Origin of the sequence: Variovorax rhizosphaerae, assembly GCF_037889975.1 — a bacterium.
Classification (GTDB): domain Bacteria; phylum Pseudomonadota; class Gammaproteobacteria; order Burkholderiales; family Burkholderiaceae_C; genus Variovorax; species Variovorax rhizosphaerae.
This window is the reverse complement of the sequence record NZ_JBBKZT010000007.1, coordinates 181262-197504: the sequence shown is the minus strand read 5'-3', so window position 1 is coordinate 197504 and position 16243 is coordinate 181262. Positions and strand designations below refer to the sequence as shown.

General features: G+C 65.8%; 16 protein-coding genes and 1 pseudogene. 14 read left to right on the top strand and 3 right to left on the bottom strand.

Annotated features, from left to right (window positions below; translation table 11 throughout):
* The first annotated feature begins 59 nt into the window (after positions 1 to 59).
* A complete protein-coding gene (locus tag WKW82_RS16575; protein ID WP_340343406.1) occupies positions 60 to 506 on the top strand; it encodes a universal stress protein in 447 nt (148 codons plus the stop codon).
* Positions 507 to 641: 135 nt separating this feature from the next.
* On the opposite strand, the gene WKW82_RS16570 is transcribed toward WKW82_RS16575, so the two are convergent.
* Positions 642 to 1283: a trimeric intracellular cation channel family protein gene (locus tag WKW82_RS16570; protein WP_340343405.1), complete on the bottom strand. Its 642-nt coding sequence runs from the start codon at positions 1281 to 1283 to the stop codon at positions 642 to 644.
* 56 nt (positions 1284 to 1339) lie between these two features.
* Between WKW82_RS16570 and WKW82_RS16565 the strand changes: the two genes are divergently transcribed.
* The 7 genes and pseudogenes from WKW82_RS16565 to WKW82_RS16535 all read left to right on the top strand — a co-directional run bounded on the left by WKW82_RS16565 (position 1340) and on the right by WKW82_RS16535 (position 8527).
* Complete coding sequence (locus tag WKW82_RS16565) at positions 1340 to 2350, top strand: transglutaminase family protein (protein WP_340343404.1); 1011 nt, start codon at positions 1340 to 1342, stop codon at positions 2348 to 2350.
* A 167-nt stretch (positions 2351 to 2517) separates the two neighbouring features.
* Positions 2518 to 2979: an ArsR/SmtB family transcription factor gene (locus WKW82_RS16560; protein WP_340343403.1), complete on the top strand. Its 462-nt coding sequence runs from the start codon at positions 2518 to 2520 to the stop codon at positions 2977 to 2979.
* Positions 2976 to 3326: an SRPBCC family protein gene (locus WKW82_RS16555; protein ID WP_340343602.1), complete on the top strand. Its 351-nt coding sequence runs from the start codon at positions 2976 to 2978 to the stop codon at positions 3324 to 3326. Before WKW82_RS16560 ends, WKW82_RS16555 begins: the two co-directional genes overlap by 4 nt.
* Positions 3327 to 3348: 22 nt before the next feature.
* Positions 3349 to 3822, top strand: a complete 474-nt coding sequence (locus WKW82_RS16550; protein WP_340343402.1) for a VOC family protein — start codon at positions 3349 to 3351, stop codon at positions 3820 to 3822.
* 128 nt (positions 3823 to 3950) lie between these two features.
* Positions 3951 to 4986 (top strand): annotated as a pseudogene (locus WKW82_RS16545) (aldo/keto reductase).
* A 118-nt stretch (positions 4987 to 5104) separates the two neighbouring features.
* On the top strand, positions 5105 to 6745 hold the full coding sequence (pgm, locus tag WKW82_RS16540) for a phosphoglucomutase (alpha-D-glucose-1,6-bisphosphate-dependent) (protein ID WP_340343401.1): 1641 nt from the start codon (positions 5105 to 5107) through the stop codon (positions 6743 to 6745).
* 174 nt (positions 6746 to 6919) lie between these two features.
* Positions 6920 to 8527: an MFS transporter gene (locus WKW82_RS16535; RefSeq protein WP_340343400.1), complete on the top strand. Its 1608-nt coding sequence runs from the start codon at positions 6920 to 6922 to the stop codon at positions 8525 to 8527.
* Positions 8528 to 8537: 10 nt separating this feature from the next.
* On the opposite strand, the gene WKW82_RS16530 is transcribed toward WKW82_RS16535, so the two are convergent.
* A complete protein-coding gene (locus WKW82_RS16530) occupies positions 8538 to 9047 on the bottom strand; it encodes a hypothetical protein (protein ID WP_340343399.1) in 510 nt (169 codons plus the stop codon).
* Positions 9048 to 9232: 185 nt separating this feature from the next.
* Here WKW82_RS16530 and WKW82_RS16525 point away from each other — a divergent pair, with 185 nt between their 5' ends.
* Both WKW82_RS16525 and WKW82_RS16520 read left to right on the top strand, forming a co-directional pair.
* Positions 9233 to 11011, top strand: a complete 1779-nt coding sequence (locus WKW82_RS16525; RefSeq protein WP_340343398.1) for a nitrite/sulfite reductase — start codon at positions 9233 to 9235, stop codon at positions 11009 to 11011.
* 71 nt (positions 11012 to 11082) lie between these two features.
* On the top strand, positions 11083 to 11490 hold the full coding sequence (locus WKW82_RS16520; RefSeq protein ID WP_340343601.1) for a DUF934 domain-containing protein: 408 nt from the start codon (positions 11083 to 11085) through the stop codon (positions 11488 to 11490).
* Positions 11491 to 11595: 105 nt separating this feature from the next.
* Here WKW82_RS16520 and WKW82_RS16515 read toward each other — a convergent pair whose 3' ends face one another.
* Positions 11596 to 11910: a hypothetical protein gene (locus WKW82_RS16515; protein ID WP_340343397.1), complete on the bottom strand. Its 315-nt coding sequence runs from the start codon at positions 11908 to 11910 to the stop codon at positions 11596 to 11598.
* 509 nt (positions 11911 to 12419) lie between these two features.
* On the opposite strand from WKW82_RS16515, the gene WKW82_RS16510 reads away from it, so the two are divergent.
* The 4 genes from WKW82_RS16510 (at position 12420) to fdxA (ending at position 16058) form a co-directional block, all read left to right on the top strand.
* Positions 12420 to 13238 carry a phosphoadenylyl-sulfate reductase gene (locus tag WKW82_RS16510; protein WP_340343396.1) on the top strand — a complete coding sequence of 273 codons (819 nt, stop codon included), beginning with the start codon at positions 12420 to 12422 and terminating at the stop codon, positions 13236 to 13238.
* Positions 13239 to 13254: 16 nt separating this feature from the next.
* Entirely contained in the window at positions 13255 to 14205 is a 951-nt protein-coding gene (cysD, locus tag WKW82_RS16505) for a sulfate adenylyltransferase subunit CysD (protein WP_340343395.1), read from the top strand.
* Between the two features lie 136 nt (positions 14206 to 14341).
* Positions 14342 to 15688, top strand: coding sequence for a sulfate adenylyltransferase subunit 1 (locus tag WKW82_RS16500; RefSeq protein WP_422823500.1), 1347 nt, complete (start codon positions 14342 to 14344; stop codon positions 15686 to 15688).
* A gap of 40 nt (positions 15689 to 15728) precedes the next feature.
* A complete protein-coding gene (gene fdxA / locus WKW82_RS16495; protein WP_340343394.1) occupies positions 15729 to 16058 on the top strand; it encodes a ferredoxin FdxA in 330 nt (109 codons plus the stop codon).
* Positions 16059 to 16243: the final 185 nt, after the last annotated feature.

Here is a 16243-nt window from a genome sequence, read left to right as displayed (position 1 = left end):
CCGCTCCCCGCGGGATCGCTGTCAAATCGAACCCCATCAAAACCGGAGGAGAACCCCAAATGTTCAAGCGAATTCTTGTAGCCACCGATGGCTCCGCCTTGTCCGAGCAAGCCGTCAGCAAGGCCGTCGAGTTGTGCCGGCTGTGCGGCGCCGATCTGTGCGCCGTCACCGTGGCACACATGGAACCGCACAGCTTCTTCGAAGGCTCCCCGGTGCTGAGCCAGATGCAGGTCGAGGAAGTGCGGGCCCGGTCGACCCTGGCGGCGCAAGGCTTGGTCGACGCGGTCAAGGCCAGCGCCATGAACCAGGGAGTGCCCAATGTCGAAGCGGTGGTCGTCCGCTCGAACCAGGTGGCGGAATCCATCATCGAGATCGCGACCACCCACAACTGCGACCTGATCATCATGGCCTCGCACGGCCGCCGCACGCTCAAGCGGCTGATGATGGGCAGCGAGACCTTGCACGTCCTCACGCACTCGAATACGCCGGTGCTTGTCCTTAGATAGGCCCACCCCCGAAGCGCCTGCGACGCCTACCCAAGGGGGCGCACCCGGCGGCCCGGCAAAGCCGGCTCCACGGGTGCCCACGGAACAGGCATCGCGTTCTTGCCATGGCCTCCGAGGCGCGACGGCACTGCCGCGCTACTTGTCCGGCCCGTCCTCATCCGGCGGCTTGACGAAGCGCGGCAGGTGCCAGTTGTAGCGCACCGCGAGGAAGCGCAGCGTGAAGCAGGTCGCCAGGGCCGCCATCGCGCGCCAGTCCGAGCGCCAATGCAGGCGACTCCCGAACACCTCGATCAAGGCCGCAGCCAAGGCCGCCAGCGCGTAGATCTGGCCCTTGAGGATGGCCGGCACGCGGTTCAGCAGCACATCCCGTGCGATGCCGCCACCCACGGCAGTCAGCACACCCAGGATGACCGCACCTTCCGAGGTCAGCCCGTAGATCATGGCTTTCTGCGCCCCGGTCACGGCAAAAAGACCCAGCCCGAGGCTGTCGAACAGCACGATGGGCTGCTCCAGCCTTTCCCGCACGATGCGCGAATACATCGCCATCAGTGCCGCGACCGACGAGATCGCGAGGTAGCGCCAGTCCGATAGCCCCGCTGGCGGCACCGCGCCGATGCAGACGTCGCGCAACACGCCGCCGCCGCAAGCGACCAGGAAGGCGACCACGAAGATGCCGAACACATCCAGCCCCCGGTTGCGCGCCGCCACGGCGCCGCTGAATGCGAACGCGAAGGTTCCGGCCAGGTCGAGGATGTAGAACAGGAGAAGGCTTGTCATGCGGTGTGCGCATTCTGCCGTTGCACGCGAGGCCGGCCAATCCGAGACAATCCCCCATGCACACCCGCTACGACATCCAGCACACCACCATCTACAGCTACAACCAGCCCGTCAGCTTCGGGCTGCACCGCGTGATGTTCCGTCCGCGCGACAGCCACGACCTGCGCGTGCTCGCCACCGACCTGCAAGTGAGCCCCGCCGCCAATGTGCGGCTGATCCAGGACCCCCACTCCAATTCCGTCGCGCTGGTGCAGCCGCTCGGCGAGGCGACCGAACTCAAGGTCGTGTGCTCCTTCACCATCGAACAGGTGCCGCCCGCCGACGACGTGCTGAGCGAACTCGACCCGGCCGCCGAGTTCCTCCCCTTCGCCTACTCGATCGAGGACCGCCTCGATCTCGAGCACTACCTGCGCCCGCACCATCCCGACCCCGACGGCACGCTCATCCGCTGGGCGCACCAGTTCCTCTACACCGACGAGCCCAACAGCACGCGCGAAGTGCTGGCCCGCATGAACGAGCACATCGGCAAGACCCTGACCTACAAGGCCCGCGACGAGGAAGGCACGCAGAGCCCACTCGAAACTCTCAACCTCGGCTCCGGCAGTTGCCGCGACTACGCGCTGCTGATGATGGAAGCCGCAAGGCGGCTGGGCGTGGCGACTCGATTTGTCTCGGGCTATCTGTATGACGCTTCGTTGGACAAGCCCGCACCATTGACGGACGCCAGCGACGCGACAGACGCCACTGACGCGACCGGCGAGTTCGAAGAGGAGTCAGCGAAGGCCCCGGAGGACAAGAAGGACACGAAGGACGCGGCCGACGCCGCAAGCCCCGGCGTCACCGTCGGCGCCGGCTCGACGCATGCGTGGCTGCAGGCCTACCTGCCCGGCGCCGGCTGGGTCGCCTTCGACCCCACCAACAACCTCATGGGCAGCAGCCAGTTGATCCGCGTCGGCGTCGCGCGTGATCCGAGTCTGGCGACGCCGATCGCGGGAAGCTGGTTCGGCAAGGCAGAGGCCTATGAAGGCCTGACCGCCACCGTGCAAGTGCGACGCGTGCGCAACTGATACCACTTCGCGATCAAGCGCATCACTGCGTTGGATCGCCTTGCCGTGCGACAGCACTGTCTGCGGCGCTCCGGCTTGTTCTGCACTTTTGATTGCAACTCCGGTTGCATCGCGGCGCATTCCCACTCGCTTGACAAACAGCACGCATTCGCTCAATACTGAACCAAATGGTTCAGTTATCAGACCCCAATCTCGACCTTGTTTTCACTGCGCTGGCCGACCGCACGCGGCGCGATGTGCTGGTCGCGCTGGGCCAGCGTGACCTGAGCATCTCGGAGCTGGCGCAGCCGCACGGCATGTCGCTGACCGGCTTCATGAAGCACCTGCGCGTGCTCGAAGCCGCGGGCCTGATCGCCCGCTCGAAGGAAGGCCGCGTGGTGCGCTGCGAACTGTCGGCCGCGCCCTTGCAGGAGGCCGCCGTGTGGTTGTCCCGTTATGAAAAGTTCTGGAACGCGCGCTTCGACGCGCTGGGTCGCTACCTCCAACATCAGGAAGAAGTCAAGCCATGCCCAACCTCAACGCCCTCGACGAAGCCCCCACCCGCGAACGCCCCGAACTCCGCCTCGAACGCCACTTCCCCGTCCCGCCGGAAAAAGTCTGGCGCGCGTGGACCGACCCGCAAGCCCTGATCCATTGGTTCGGCACGGGCGCGCCCGGCTCGGTCACGCATGCCGAGACCGACGTGCGCATGGGCGGTTACTTTCGCATCGAATTCCACACGCCCGACGGCGAAGCGCACAGCGTGAGCGGCTATTACCTGGATGTGGTTCCGCACCGCCGCCTGCAGTTCAGCTGGGCCTGGCGCAGCACGCCGGAGCGCGAGTCGCTGGTCACCATCGATTTCGTGAAGACCCCGACCGGCACGCGCATGAACTTCGTGCACACCCAGTTCTTCGACCAGGCCGCGCGCGACGGCCATGAAGGCGGATGGATCCAGACCTTCGAAAAGCTCGCGCATCACCTCCAGCAACCCTGATCAAACCCCGAAGGAAAGCCCGATGCAAAAGATCACCCCCTGCCTCTGGTTCGACGGCCAGGCCGAAGAAGCGCTCAACTTCTACGCCGGCATCTTCAAGAACTCGCGCGTCTACAACGTCAAGCGCTATGGCGATGCCGGCCCCGGCAAGAAGGGCTCGGTGCTGGCCGCCAACGTCTCGCTCGACGGCCAGGAATTCATGGCCCTCAACGGCGGCCCGATGTACAAGTTCACGCCTGCCATCTCGCTCTTCGTCAGCTGCGAAACGCAGAACGAAGTCGACCACTACTGGCACCGCCTGCTCGAAGGCGGCAAGCCGAGCCAGTGCGGTTGGCTCGACGACAAGTTCGGCGTGTCCTGGCAGATCGTGCCCAAGGCGCTCGGGCAGATGCTGGAAGACAAGGATCCGCGCAAGGCCAACGCCGTCATGACGGCGATGTTGAAGATGGTCAAGCTGGATGTTGCAGCGCTGAAATCAGCCTACGACAGCGTCTGAGGGTTCCGCGCCTCTCGCAGGCCCGGCCCGCCGCCACAGCGCGGATCGGGTGGTGGCAAAGCCGAAGACACGGCAGGATTCCCGGGATCGCCCTATGCTCCCTGGCTTTCCCTTCCGGAGCCCCGCTCATGCGCAATCACCCCCTGGGCCGCACCGGCCTCTACGTCTCGGAACTGTGCCTCGGCACCATGACCTTCGGCGGCACCGGCGGCTTCTGGAACAAGATCGGCGAAGTGCAGCAGTCGGATGCGGAGCGACTGATCGGCGCGGCGCTCGACGGCGGCATCAACTTCATCGACACGGCGGACGTGTACTCCGAGGGCCAGTCGGAGGAAATCACCGGTCAGGCACTGAAGAACCTCAAGGTCCCGCGCGAGAACGTGGTGATCGCGACCAAGGTCTTCGGCGAGACCGGCGCCGGCCCCAATGCGCGCGGCGCCTCGCGCGGCCACATCATGGACGGCGTCAAGGCCAGTCTGAAGCGGCTGCAGCTGGACCACATCGACCTCTACCAGATCCACGGCTTCGACCCCGCCACGCCGATCGAGGAAACCGTGCGGGCGCTGGACCAGTTGGTGCGCCAGGGCCATGTGCGCTACGTCGGCGTGTCGAACTGGGCGGCGTGGCAGATCGTCAAGGCGCTGGGCATCGCGGAACGGCTGGGGCTGTCGCGCTTCGAATCCCTGCAGGCCTACTACACGGTCGCCGGCCGCTACCTGGAGCGCGAGATCGTGCCGATGCTCGAAAGCGAAGGCCTCGGGCTGATGGTGTGGAGTCCCTTGGCGGGGGGCCTGCTCAGTGGCAAGTACGACCGCGACCACCAAGGCGAGGTAGGCAGCCGCCGCACCACCTTCGATTTCCCGCCGGGCTTGGACCTGCGTCGATGCGATGCGGTCGATCGCAGCAGCGCACGGCGTGTCTGTTGCGCAGGTCGCGCTGGCCTGGCTGCTGCATCAGCCAACGGTGACCAGCGTCATCGTCGGCGCCAAGCGGCCCGACCAGCTGGCCGACAACATGGCCGCCACGCGGGTGGCACTGAGCACGGCTGAACTCCAGCAGATCACCGACGCGGGCCAGTTGCCCGCCGAGTACCCCGGTTGGATGTTCGAACGCCAGAGTGCCAACCGCCGCAAGCAGATTGCGGATGCCGCGGCGCCGCGCTGATTCGTATAGGAGGTCGTAGGCCATTCGCGTTAACCTCCGTGCATGTCTGCCATGCCGAAGACAACCTTCCTGTCCCAAGGCAATCCCCGCCGACAGCACCCCAAGGAGAAACGACCCAATGGCAGACAGTCCACTCGCCGGCAAGATCGCCCCCGCCTCCATGCGCGCCAACCTGCCGCGCCTGGTCACCGCCTACTACGCGCTGGTGCCCGACCCGGAGGTGGCCGCGCAACGCGTCGCCTTCGGCACCTCCGGCCACCGCGGCTCCTCGTACAACGCCGGCTTCAACGAGTGGCATGTGCTGGCCATCTCGCAGGCGATCTGCGAATACCGCGCGCAGAAGGGCATCGACGGCCCGCTCTACCTCGGCATCGACACGCATCCCTTGTCCGAGCCGGCGGCCGCAAGCGCCATCGAGGTGTTGGCGGCCAATGGTGTCGAGCTGATGCTGGCCACCGACGACGACTACACCCCCACGCCCGCCATCTCCCACGCGATCCTGGTCTACAACCGCGGTCGCACGGCTGGCCTGGCCGACGGCATCGTCATCACGCCGTCGCACAACCCGCCCGATGACGGCGGCTTCAAGTACAACCCGCCCAACGGCGGCCCGGCCGACACCGACGTCACCAAGTGGATCGAGAACCGCGCCAACGAGCTCATCAAGGCGGGACTGCAAGGCGTCAAGCGCTTGCCTTACGCGCAAGCCCTGCGCGCGGCCACGACCCATCGGCACGACTACATCACCCACTACGTCGCCGACCTCGGCAACGTGCTCGACTTCGACGCGATCCGCGCGGCCGGCGTGCGCATGGGCGTGGACCCGATGGGCGGCGCGGGCGTGCACTACTGGGGCCGCATCGCAGATCACTACAAGCTCGACCTCACCGTCGTGAATCCCGACGTGGACGCCACCTTCAGCTTCATGCCACGCGACTGGGACGGCCGCGTGCGCATGGATCCATCGTCCATCTACGCGATGCAGAACCTGATCGGCCTGAAGGACAAGTTCGACGTCGGCTTCGGCTGCGACACCGACCATGACCGCCACGGCGTCGTCACGAAAAGCGGCGGCCTGATGCGCCCCAACCACTACTTGGCTGTGATGATCGACTACCTTTTCCAGCACCGGCCGAACTGGAGCCCCAACGCCGCTGTCGGCAAGACGCTGGTCAGCAGCACCATGATCGACCGCGTCACCGCGCGGCTCGGCCGCCCGCTGCAGGAGGTGCCGGTCGGCTTCAAGTGGTTCGTGAACGGCTTGATGGACGGCAGCCTCGGCTTCGTCGGCGAGGAGAGCGCGGGCGCCTCCTTCCTGCGCCGCGACGGCACGGTCTGGACCACCGACAAGGACGGCCTCGCCCCCGCGCTGCTGTCCGCCGAGATCACCGCGAAGATGGGCCGCGACCCCGGCGAGCTGTACCGGCAACTGACCCAGGAATTCGGCGACCCGGCCTACGACCGCGTCGACGCACCGGCCACGCCGGAGCAGAAGGCCAAGCTTTCGAAGCTCACGCCGCAGCAGGTCACCAGCACCGATCTCGCAGGCGGAAAGATCGAGAAAGTGCTGTCGAACGCGCCCTCCAACGGCGCGGCCATCGGCGGCATCAAGGTCATGTCGGCCGACGGCTGGTTCGCGGCGCGGCCGTCGGGCACGGAGAACATCTACAAGATCTACGCCGAGAGCTTCAAGGGCGAGACGCACCTGCGCAGCATCATCAGCGAGGCGCAGGCGATCGTCGACAAGGCCCTGGGCTGAGAGGATGAGAATATTTCGACTGCGGACGCCGATCTCGGGCCTGTGCTGCTCACCGCACGAGAGTGCGGTTCCGCTGCGCGACCCGACCTCGACGCCCTCGCTACGAAATCTTCTCACCCTCTGACGTCTGGTCAAAACGGTACGGGCCAGATCGCGCAAAGTTCGTTCGCTGCCGTGAACCCCAACCGCTCGATCTCCTTCCACCACCCGGTCGCCTTCTGGCTCGGCTGCATCGCCATCATCGGCGGCGTGCTCTCGCACATGCCGATGTTCATGATGGGCCGCCACAACGGCTACCAGATGGTCGGCATGCCGATGGACACGCCCATGCTCATCGGCATGGCGATGGTGCCGCTGGGCGTGCTGCTCTCGGCCTACGGCCTGATGCCGCGCATCGGCCGCATGGCGAAGAGCGGGCATGGCGGCCGCCACCTGCAGTTCCATGTCGCCGACGGCGTGCCGCTCAATGCCGAGCATTGGAAGCTCGTCACCGTGCTGGTCATCGCGTTGGCGGTCGACGTGCTGAAGCCGGCCACGCTCGGCTTCGTGATGCCGGGCATGACCCGCGAGTACGAGATCACCAAGGAGACGGCCGGTGTGCTGGCGCTGGTCGCGCTCACCGGCACCACCGTCGGCTCGGTGGTCTGGGGCCGCATCGCCGATGTGTTCGGACGCCGAGCGGCCATCCTGCTGTCGGCGCTGATGTTCATCGGCACGGCCATCTGCGGCGCGATGCCGGCCTTCGGCTGGAACCTGGCGATGTGCTTCCTGATGGGCGCTTCCGCCGGCGGCCTGCTGCCGATCACCTTCACGCTGATGGCCGAGTCGGTGCCTGCTGCGCATCGGGGCTGGCTGCTGGTGGCGCTGGGCGGCGTCGGTACCTCGGCCGGCTATCTGCTGGCTGCAGGCTCCGCGGCCTGGCTGGTGCCGGAATTCAGTTGGCGCGCGCTCTGGCTGCTGGGCCTGCCGACGGGGCTGATCATCGTGTTCCTCGGCCGCTACATTCCCGAATCGCCGCGCTTCATGTCGAACGCAGGCCTGGTGAACGAGGCGCGCGAAGTGCTGGAACGCTTCTCAGGCCCACGCGCCGCCGCCACGCCGGCCGAAGCGGTGGTCGTCGAGGCCGTGGAGGAAGCGCCGAGCGGCGGCCTCGCCCAACTGCTCCGAAGCAGCCACGCCCGCATCACCTGGGGCCTGATGGTCTGCGGCGTCGCCTGGGGCCTGGTCAACTTCGGCTTCCTGCTGTGGCTGCCGACCAACCTGGGCAGCATGGGCATGGACGCCACCGCCGCCAGCGCCCTGCTCGCACGCTCCGCCCTGCTGGCGCTGCCGGGCATCGGCATCGTGATCTGGCTCTACCACCGCTGGAGCAGCATCAAGGCGCTGGTGCTTTTCATCGCGCTGACGACCGCGACGCTGCTGCTGTTCGTGGCGATGAGCATGCTCAAGGTGCAGTCGAGCATGGCCATCGTGAGCGCGACCGCACTGCTGCTGGTCAGTTCCAGCGGCGTCATCGCGATGCTGATTCCCTATGCCGCCGAGATCTATCCGGTGCACCTGCGCGGCACAGGCTCAGGCGTCATTGCGGCCAGTTCCAAGTTCGGCGGCATCGTCGGCGCGGGGCTTGGCGTGATGGGCGTCTTCACCCATTTCGCGATCTCCGCCCTGCTGATCGCGGTGCCGATGGCGCTCGCTGCCGCGCTATTGATCCGCAGCGGGATCGAGACGCGCGGGCGGCGGCTGGAGGAGATCCAGCGGGCGCTGCATTTGCGCGCGCGCTGACTTCACCGCACTACTTGCCCTCGAACAGCTCCGCGCAGCCATCGCACACGACGTACTCTGTCTCCGCACCGCAGTGGATGCTGCCCGTGCCTCCCGGGCGGATCTTCCAGTCACAGGATTCGGCGTTGCGCTTCATCGTGCCCTCGATGTTGCACGGCGCGATCTCGTAGTTGTCGTGCAAAGTCATGGCGTCCACGGGCCTGGCGCGCAAGAAGAACATCCCGGCTTGCACGTCCGTCAACGCCACGTCGGATGGCCGGCACGACTCCGGCGCCTCCGAGCGGAAATCCAAAAGACGCACATCGGTGATCGCGTCATGCGCATTGGCAGGCATTGCGCAAGCGGCAAGGCACAGTGCCGCGACGAATGCACCCGCCCGTTGCGCTACAGCCATCGCGCTGCGCTCGCCGAATCCGGCTTCCTGATGCTGGCCACGTGCTTCTCCCCGATGTTGTTGCTTGTGAAATCCACCGCGATCGTAGCGCGCCGCATTGCAGTGAAAATACACGGCAGCGCGCACTGACCCTGAACCAGCGGCTTATCCGGAAACCGCCAAAAACCCTGCGGCAACCCGCATGGGCATTGAGGAATAAGCTTATCCGCATAAGGCGTGCACCAAAAAATCGTTTGTTTCCATAAGCAGTCCTCCGAGAATCCCCGCCTCTTGGGCTGGCGTTGGCCGCACCCGACTTCAAGACTTTCACGATGTACCAATACACAGATTTCGATCGCCAGTTCGTGCAGCAGCGCGCGGCGCAATTCCGCGACCAGCTGGAACGCTGGCAAGCTGGCAAGCTCCACGAAGACGAGTTCCGCCCGCTCCGCCTGCAAAACGGCTGGTACGTGCAACGCTACGCCCCGATGCTGCGCGTGGCCGTCCCCTACGGCGAACTCTCCAGCAAGCAACTGCGTGTGCTGGCCCGCATCGCCCGCGAATACGACGAGCCCGAAGTCGAGGTCTACAAGAACGCCCTCAAGACCCAGGGCAAGCTCGGCACGCAGAAGCTGCCGACGCACTACGCACACTTCTCGACGCGCCAGAATGTGCAGTTCAACTGGATCCCGCTGTCCAAGTCCGCCGACGTGATGGACCTGCTGGCCTCAGTCAACATGCATGGCATCCAGACCAGCGGCAACTGCATCCGCAACATCACCAGCGACGAGCGCGCCGGCATTGCCATCGACGAAGTGGCCGACCCGCGCCCCTTCGCCGAAATCATGCGCCAGTGGAGCACGCTGCATCCCGAGTTCGCCTTCCTGCCACGCAAGTTCAAGATCGCCATCACCGGCGCCACCGAAGACCGCGCTGCCACCGGCTGGCATGACGTGGGCCTGCATGTGGTCAAGAACGACGCCGGCGAGATCGGCTTCCGCGTGCAGGTCGGCGGCGGCATGGGCCGCACGCCGATCATCGGCACCGTGCTGCGCGAGTTCCTGCCGTGGAACCAGATCATGAATTACCTCGAAGCGGTGATCCGGGTCTACAACAGGTATGGACGCCGCGACAACATCTACAAGGCCCGCATCAAGATCCTGGTGAAGGCCGAAGGCCAGCGCTACATCGACGACGTCGAGGCCGAATACAAGCAGATCGTCGAGCACGACGGTGGCCCGCACACCATCACGCAGGCCGAATACGACCGCGTCGCCGCCTCCTTCGTCCCGCCGACGCTCGCCACCCGCGTGCTGCAGAGCGCCGAGCAGACCGACGCCGACCTGCGCCGCTTTGCCGACGACGATGTGCAATTCGCGCGCTGGCTGGCCCGCAACGTCGCGCCGCACAAGAACCCCGCACTGCGCGCCGTCACGCTGTCCTTCAAGCGCCTGCACCAGGCGCCGGGCGATGCCGACGGCAATCAGCTCGACACCATCGCCACCCTGGCCGACCGCTTCTCCGCCGGCGAAGCACGCGTCACGCACGACCAGAACGTCGTGCTGCCCTGGGTGCACGCCGAAGACCTGCACGCCCTGTGGCTCAACGCCCGCGAAGCCGGCTTCGCCAGTGCCAACGTGCGCCTGCTGACCGACATGATCGCCTGCCCCGGCGGCGACTTCTGCGCGCTGGCCAATGCGCGTTCGATCCCGATCGCCGAAGCCATCACCGAGCGTTATCAAGACCTCGACGAGCTCGACGACCTCGGCGAGATCGACCTGCACATCAGCGGCTGCATCAACTCCTGCGGCCACCACCACAGCGGCCACATCGGCATCCTCGGCGTCGACAAGGATGGCAAGGAGTGGTACCAGGTCACCCTGGGCGGCTCGGACGGCTCGCTGCTCAGCGGCACGCCGCAGGCCGGCAAGGTGGTCGGCCCGTCGTTCTCCGCGGCCGAAGTGCCGGACGTCATCGAAGCCGTGCTCGGCACCTATCGCGACGCGCGCAACGCTGGCGAGACCTTCATCGACACGCTGCGCCGCGTCGGCATCGACCCGTTCAAGGCTTCCGCCAACGGTGCGCGCTTCAAGGTGGAGGTGGCAGCATGAGCGACGCGACGAACCGCTTCGAGCAAGCTCGCGCCCCCTTGGGGGGCAGCGAGGACACGCAAGTGCCGAGCGTGGGGGTCAAAGGACGCCGCGCACTCCAGATCCTCGCCGCGGAAGAACACATCGACGACGGCGATCCGAAGGTCCTGCAACTGGCCAACGATGCCGACCCGCAGGCCATCGAGGTCTGCCTGGCCGACATCGAACGCATCGACCTCGTGTTCCCCAAGTTCACCGACGGCCGCGCCTACAGCCAGGCCTTCCTGCTGCGCCGCCGCCTCGGCTTCAAGGGCGACATCCGCGCCACCGGCGACGTGCTGATCGACCAGCTGGTGCAGATGCAACGCACCGGCTTCTCCAGCGCCGTGCTGAAGGAAGGCGTGGACGCCTCCGACGCGCAGCGCCAGTTCGACCGCTTTGCAGCCTTCTACCAAGGCGACGCGGTGCAGCCTGCGCCGCACTTCACGGCCACGGCCTGAGCCTGCAACGCTAGCAACACGCCCCAGGGACGGGGGCGTTGCCGGCGAGCGCTCGGGTCAGACACCGCCCGACGAGGCTTTTCCAAAGGCTCTACTTGTGACTGGCTAGGCTCGCGCCCGACCGTCCTCCTGAAGCCCCTGTGTCACCTCCAGGTGCGTCTCATGCGCAAACTGGTCCGCCAATGCCAGCAGTGCACGTGCCTTGATCGGACCGCCGTGGACATGGCGCGTGTAGTGCCAGTTGTGAAGCACGATCTCGAGGAAGGTGCCCTCCTCGACCGACACCACATGCACGAACCCGTAGCGCGTGCGAATGGCGCCCAGCAAGGCCTGCGAGTCGGTCGAATCCTCGAGCGGATGGAGCCCCCACGACACAGGTTTGGTGACCGCCTGGCGCGAAGTGCTTGATTCGAAGTTCATCGGTTCTCCAGGGAACATCGGCAACGCCTCGCACTGGGCGTCGCATCCTTTGAGCAGCGTTCGGTATCGCCTCAAGGCGAACGATCCACTGCCACCCTCCTCACAAGTCGGGCGCATGGGCGCCGACCGCATTGCCCAACGCGTCACGCCCGCGTCAGGCAGGCTCGCATCATGAATGATCAATGCCCGTGCATTTCAAAAAAAGTGAAACCAAAAGCACTACTCACTGACGCCTGATCCGAAGTGCCCTGCACGCGTGGCCCCTATCTGGCGTGCTGCTGTCCATCGACTTGGTCACCAGAGATCAACAACCGCAAGGCGCGGATCGCCTTATCCAGTTTGGTCCTCCAACCGCCCCGGAACCCGCATGAACACTGGTGCATTTGCTTATCCGCATAAAGCGCGAATAAAAAGATAGTTTGTTTTCATAAGCACTCTCCCTACAGTCCGAATCCGACCGAGCCAGCACCGCGACGAAGCGCGTGCCGGCCCTTGATTCCACGATGCACATGAACGCCATTTCCCTCTACGCCAAGCCCTCAGCCGACTTCGACGCGAAGGTCGCCGAAAGCGTCGCGCTGCTGCAGCGTGCCGCCCGCGACTACGCGCCCATCACGCAAGCTTCCAGCCTGGGCGCGGAGGACATGGTTGTCACCGACCTGATGCAGCGCCACCATGTGCAGTCGGCCATCTTCGTGCTCGAGACCGGCAAGCTGCACCCCGAGACGCTCGCGCTGATCGACCGCCTCGAATCGCACTACGGCCGAGAAGTCGATCGCTACCACCCCGACCCCGCCGCCGCTGCCGCCTTCGTTGCCGAGAACGGCGAGGAAGCCATGTACCGCAGCCTCGGCCTGCGCAAGAGCTGCTGCGACATCCGCAAGATGGAGCCGCTGGAGCGCGCCCTCTCCGGCAAGCGCGCCTGGATCACCGGTCTGCGTCGCGAGCAATCGGGTGCGCGTTCCGAGGTCGAATTTGTCGAGCATTCGCAAGTCACCGACAAGAACGGCGTCGAAAGCACCCGCACCAAGATCAACCCGCTGGCCCGCTGGACCTGGGGCGACGTGTGGCACTACATCGCGACGAACAAGGTGCCCTACAACCCGTTGCACGACCAGTTCTTCCCCAGCATCGGCTGCGCGCCCTGCACGCGCGCCGTCACCCTCGGCGAAGACTTCCGCTCCGGCCGCTGGTGGTGGGAACAGGAAAGCGCCAAGGAATGCGGCCTGCACGTGGCTGCCGACGGCACGCACGAGGGCGAGGAGCCCGCGGCCTTCGAACCGCTGTCGGCTGTGTCGGTGATTCCGATCCGCGCCATCCCGAACTGAATTTCCACTGAGCCTCATGAACGCCCGTACCGATACCGAACTGCTGCAACCGATGCATTCCCCTGCGCGCCTGTCCAACACGCACCTCGACGCGCTCGAGGAAGAAACCATCTTCATCCTGCGCGAAGTCGCTGCCGCCTTCGAGCGGCCGACGTTGCTGTTCTCCGGCGGCAAGGACTCGCTGGTGCTGCTGAAGTGCGCCGAGAAGGCCTTTGGCGCCGGACGCATTCCGTATCCGCTGTTGATGATCGACACCGGCCACAACTTCCCTGAGGTGACGGACTACCGCGACCAGCGCGCCAAGGAACTCGGCGCTGAACTGATCGTGCGCAGCGTCGAGGATTCGATGGCGCGCGGCACCGTGCGCCTGGCGCATCCCGGCGAATCGCGCAACGCGCACCAGTCGGTGACGCTGCTCGAAGCGATCGAGGAATTCCGCTTCGACGCCCTCATCGGCGGCGCGCGCCGCGATGAGGAAAAGGCCCGCGCCAAGGAACGCATCTTTTCGCACCGCGATTCCTTCGGCCAATGGCAGCCCAAGGACCAGCGCCCGGAACTGTGGACCCTGTTCAACACGCGCCTGGCTCCGGGCGAACACTTCCGCGTGTTCCCGATCTCGAATTGGACCGAACTCGACGTCTGGCAATACATCGAACGTGAGCACGTCGGCCTGCCGTCGATCTACTACACGCACAAGCGCGAAGTGGTCGAGCGCCGCGGCCTGCTGGTGCCGGTGACCGGCCTGACACCGGCGCGTGACGGCGAGCAGATCCAGGTGCGCGACGTGCGCTTCCGCACCGTCGGCGACATCACCACCACCTGCCCGGTCGAGAGCCTGGCCGCCGATGCCGGCGACGTGGTGATCGAGACACTGAGCGTGGACGTGAGCGAACGCGGCGCGACGCGCATGGACGACATGACCTCCGAGGCTTCGATGGAGAAGCGCAAGAAGGATGGCTACTTTTAGCCCACCCGAAGCATCGCCCACGGGCGGCCGCCAGAGGCGGCTGCTCTTGCGGGCCGTCCAAGCCTGCGCAGGCAGGCTTGGAGCCGCGGCCCTCAGCCCCTTCGAGGGATGTGAGATTTGAGAGCTGGAGATTGATTTGAACGCGACGACTTTTTCTGAAGCATCGACCATTGCACAAGCCGCCCACGGCGACACCGGCACGGCCCTGCGCTTCATCACCTGCGGCAGCGTCGACGACGGCAAGAGCACGCTGATCGGCCGCCTACTGGTCGACAGCAAGACCGTCCTGCAAGACCAACTCGCCGGCGTGCAGCGCGGCGGCGAAACCGACCTGGCCCTGCTGACCGATGGCCTCTCCGCCGAGCGCGAGCAAGGCATCACCATCGACGTCGCCTACCGCTACTTCTCGACCGCCAGGCGCAAGTTCATCATCGGCGACGCGCCCGGCCACGAGCAGTACACCCGCAACATGGTCACCGCCGCCTCGGCCGCAGATGCCGCCGTGGTGCTGGTCGACGCCACCAAGCTGCCCTGGGCCGGTGAAGTGGCCGATGGCGAAGTGGTCGTGCAAGACCTCCTGCCGCAAACCCGCCGCCACACGCTGTTGTGCAACCTCCTGCGCGTGCAGTCCATCGTGTTCGCTGTCAACAAGCTCGACGCGATGAACGATGCCGAGGTCGCCTTCGAGCGCATCTCGACCGCGCTCAACGCCTTCGCCGAAGCCGCCAACGTGCAGGTCGCCGCCATCGTGCCGATCTCCGCGCTCAAGGGCTGGAACGTGGCCTCGCGCCATGCCGACTGGTGCAACTACGAAGGCCCGAGCCTGCTCGAACTGCTGGAGCAACTGCCCGTCACCGAAAAGGACGAGGCCGTGCCCTTCGCCTTCCCGGTGCAGTGGGTCGAGAAGTTCTCCTCGTCAGCCGATACCTCGCAAGGCCGCCGCGTCTTCTGGGGCCGTGTCGCCAGCGGCCACATCGAGCCCGGCCAGCGCGTGACCGTGCTGCCGAGCAAGCAGACCGCCACCGTCGCGCAAGTGCTGAACCACGTGCGCCAGCCGCACGCCGTGCATGCGGGCCACAGCGCCGGCATCGTGCTGGACCGCGAACTCGATGTCTCGCGCGGCGACTGGCTGCTGGAGCCCGAAGCCTTCGAACCGGTGCGCGAGATCACCGCGACCATTGCCTGGCTGGACGACGAGCCGCTGGTCGCAGGCCGTGTCTACTGGGCGCTGCAGGGCCATCGCTGGGTCAAGGCCAAGGTCGCACGCATCATCGACCGTGTGAACATCACGACGCTCGGCTCCGAGCCCGCCACGCAACTGGAGGCCAATTCGATCGGCGACGTGGTGCTGTCGCTGCAGCAGCCGCTGGCCGTGCTGCCCTTCGCAAAATCGCGTGCGCTCGGCTCGCTGGTGCTGGTCGATACCGCCTCCCACAAGACCGCAGCAGGCGTGCTCGTGCAGCCTTCTGTCACAAACAACTAAAATCACGGGTTTCCCCGATCACCAGCTTCAGCAAAAGAACATGACCCACGTCGTCTCCGAATCCTGCATCCGTTGCAAATACACCGACTGTGTGGACGTGTGCCCCGTGGACTGCTTCCGCGAAGGCCCCAACATGCTGGTGATCGACCCGGACGAATGCATCGATTGCGCCGTGTGCATCCCGGAGTGCCCCGTCAACGCGATCTACGCCGAGGAAGACCTCCCCGCCAACCAGATCGCCTTCATCAAGCTCAACGCCGAACTCTCGCTGGCCGACGGCTGGAAGAGCATCACCAAGCGCAAGCCCGCGCTGCCCGATGCGGACGAGTGGAAGGATGTGACGGACAAGGTCGGCGAACTGGTTCGCTGAACGACTTGAATACGGACATCCCGACGCAGGGGACGCGAAGTTTTCGCGCAGGATGCGAAGGGAGATCCAGGATCTTCTCTTTGGCGCCGATGCGGCTTCGCCATCTCGACTCGATCCCCCACGGGGGACTGGCTGGGCGCAGGCCGGCCTTGGGGGCTCTTTTGCGTCCAATTGCGCTTCTTGGC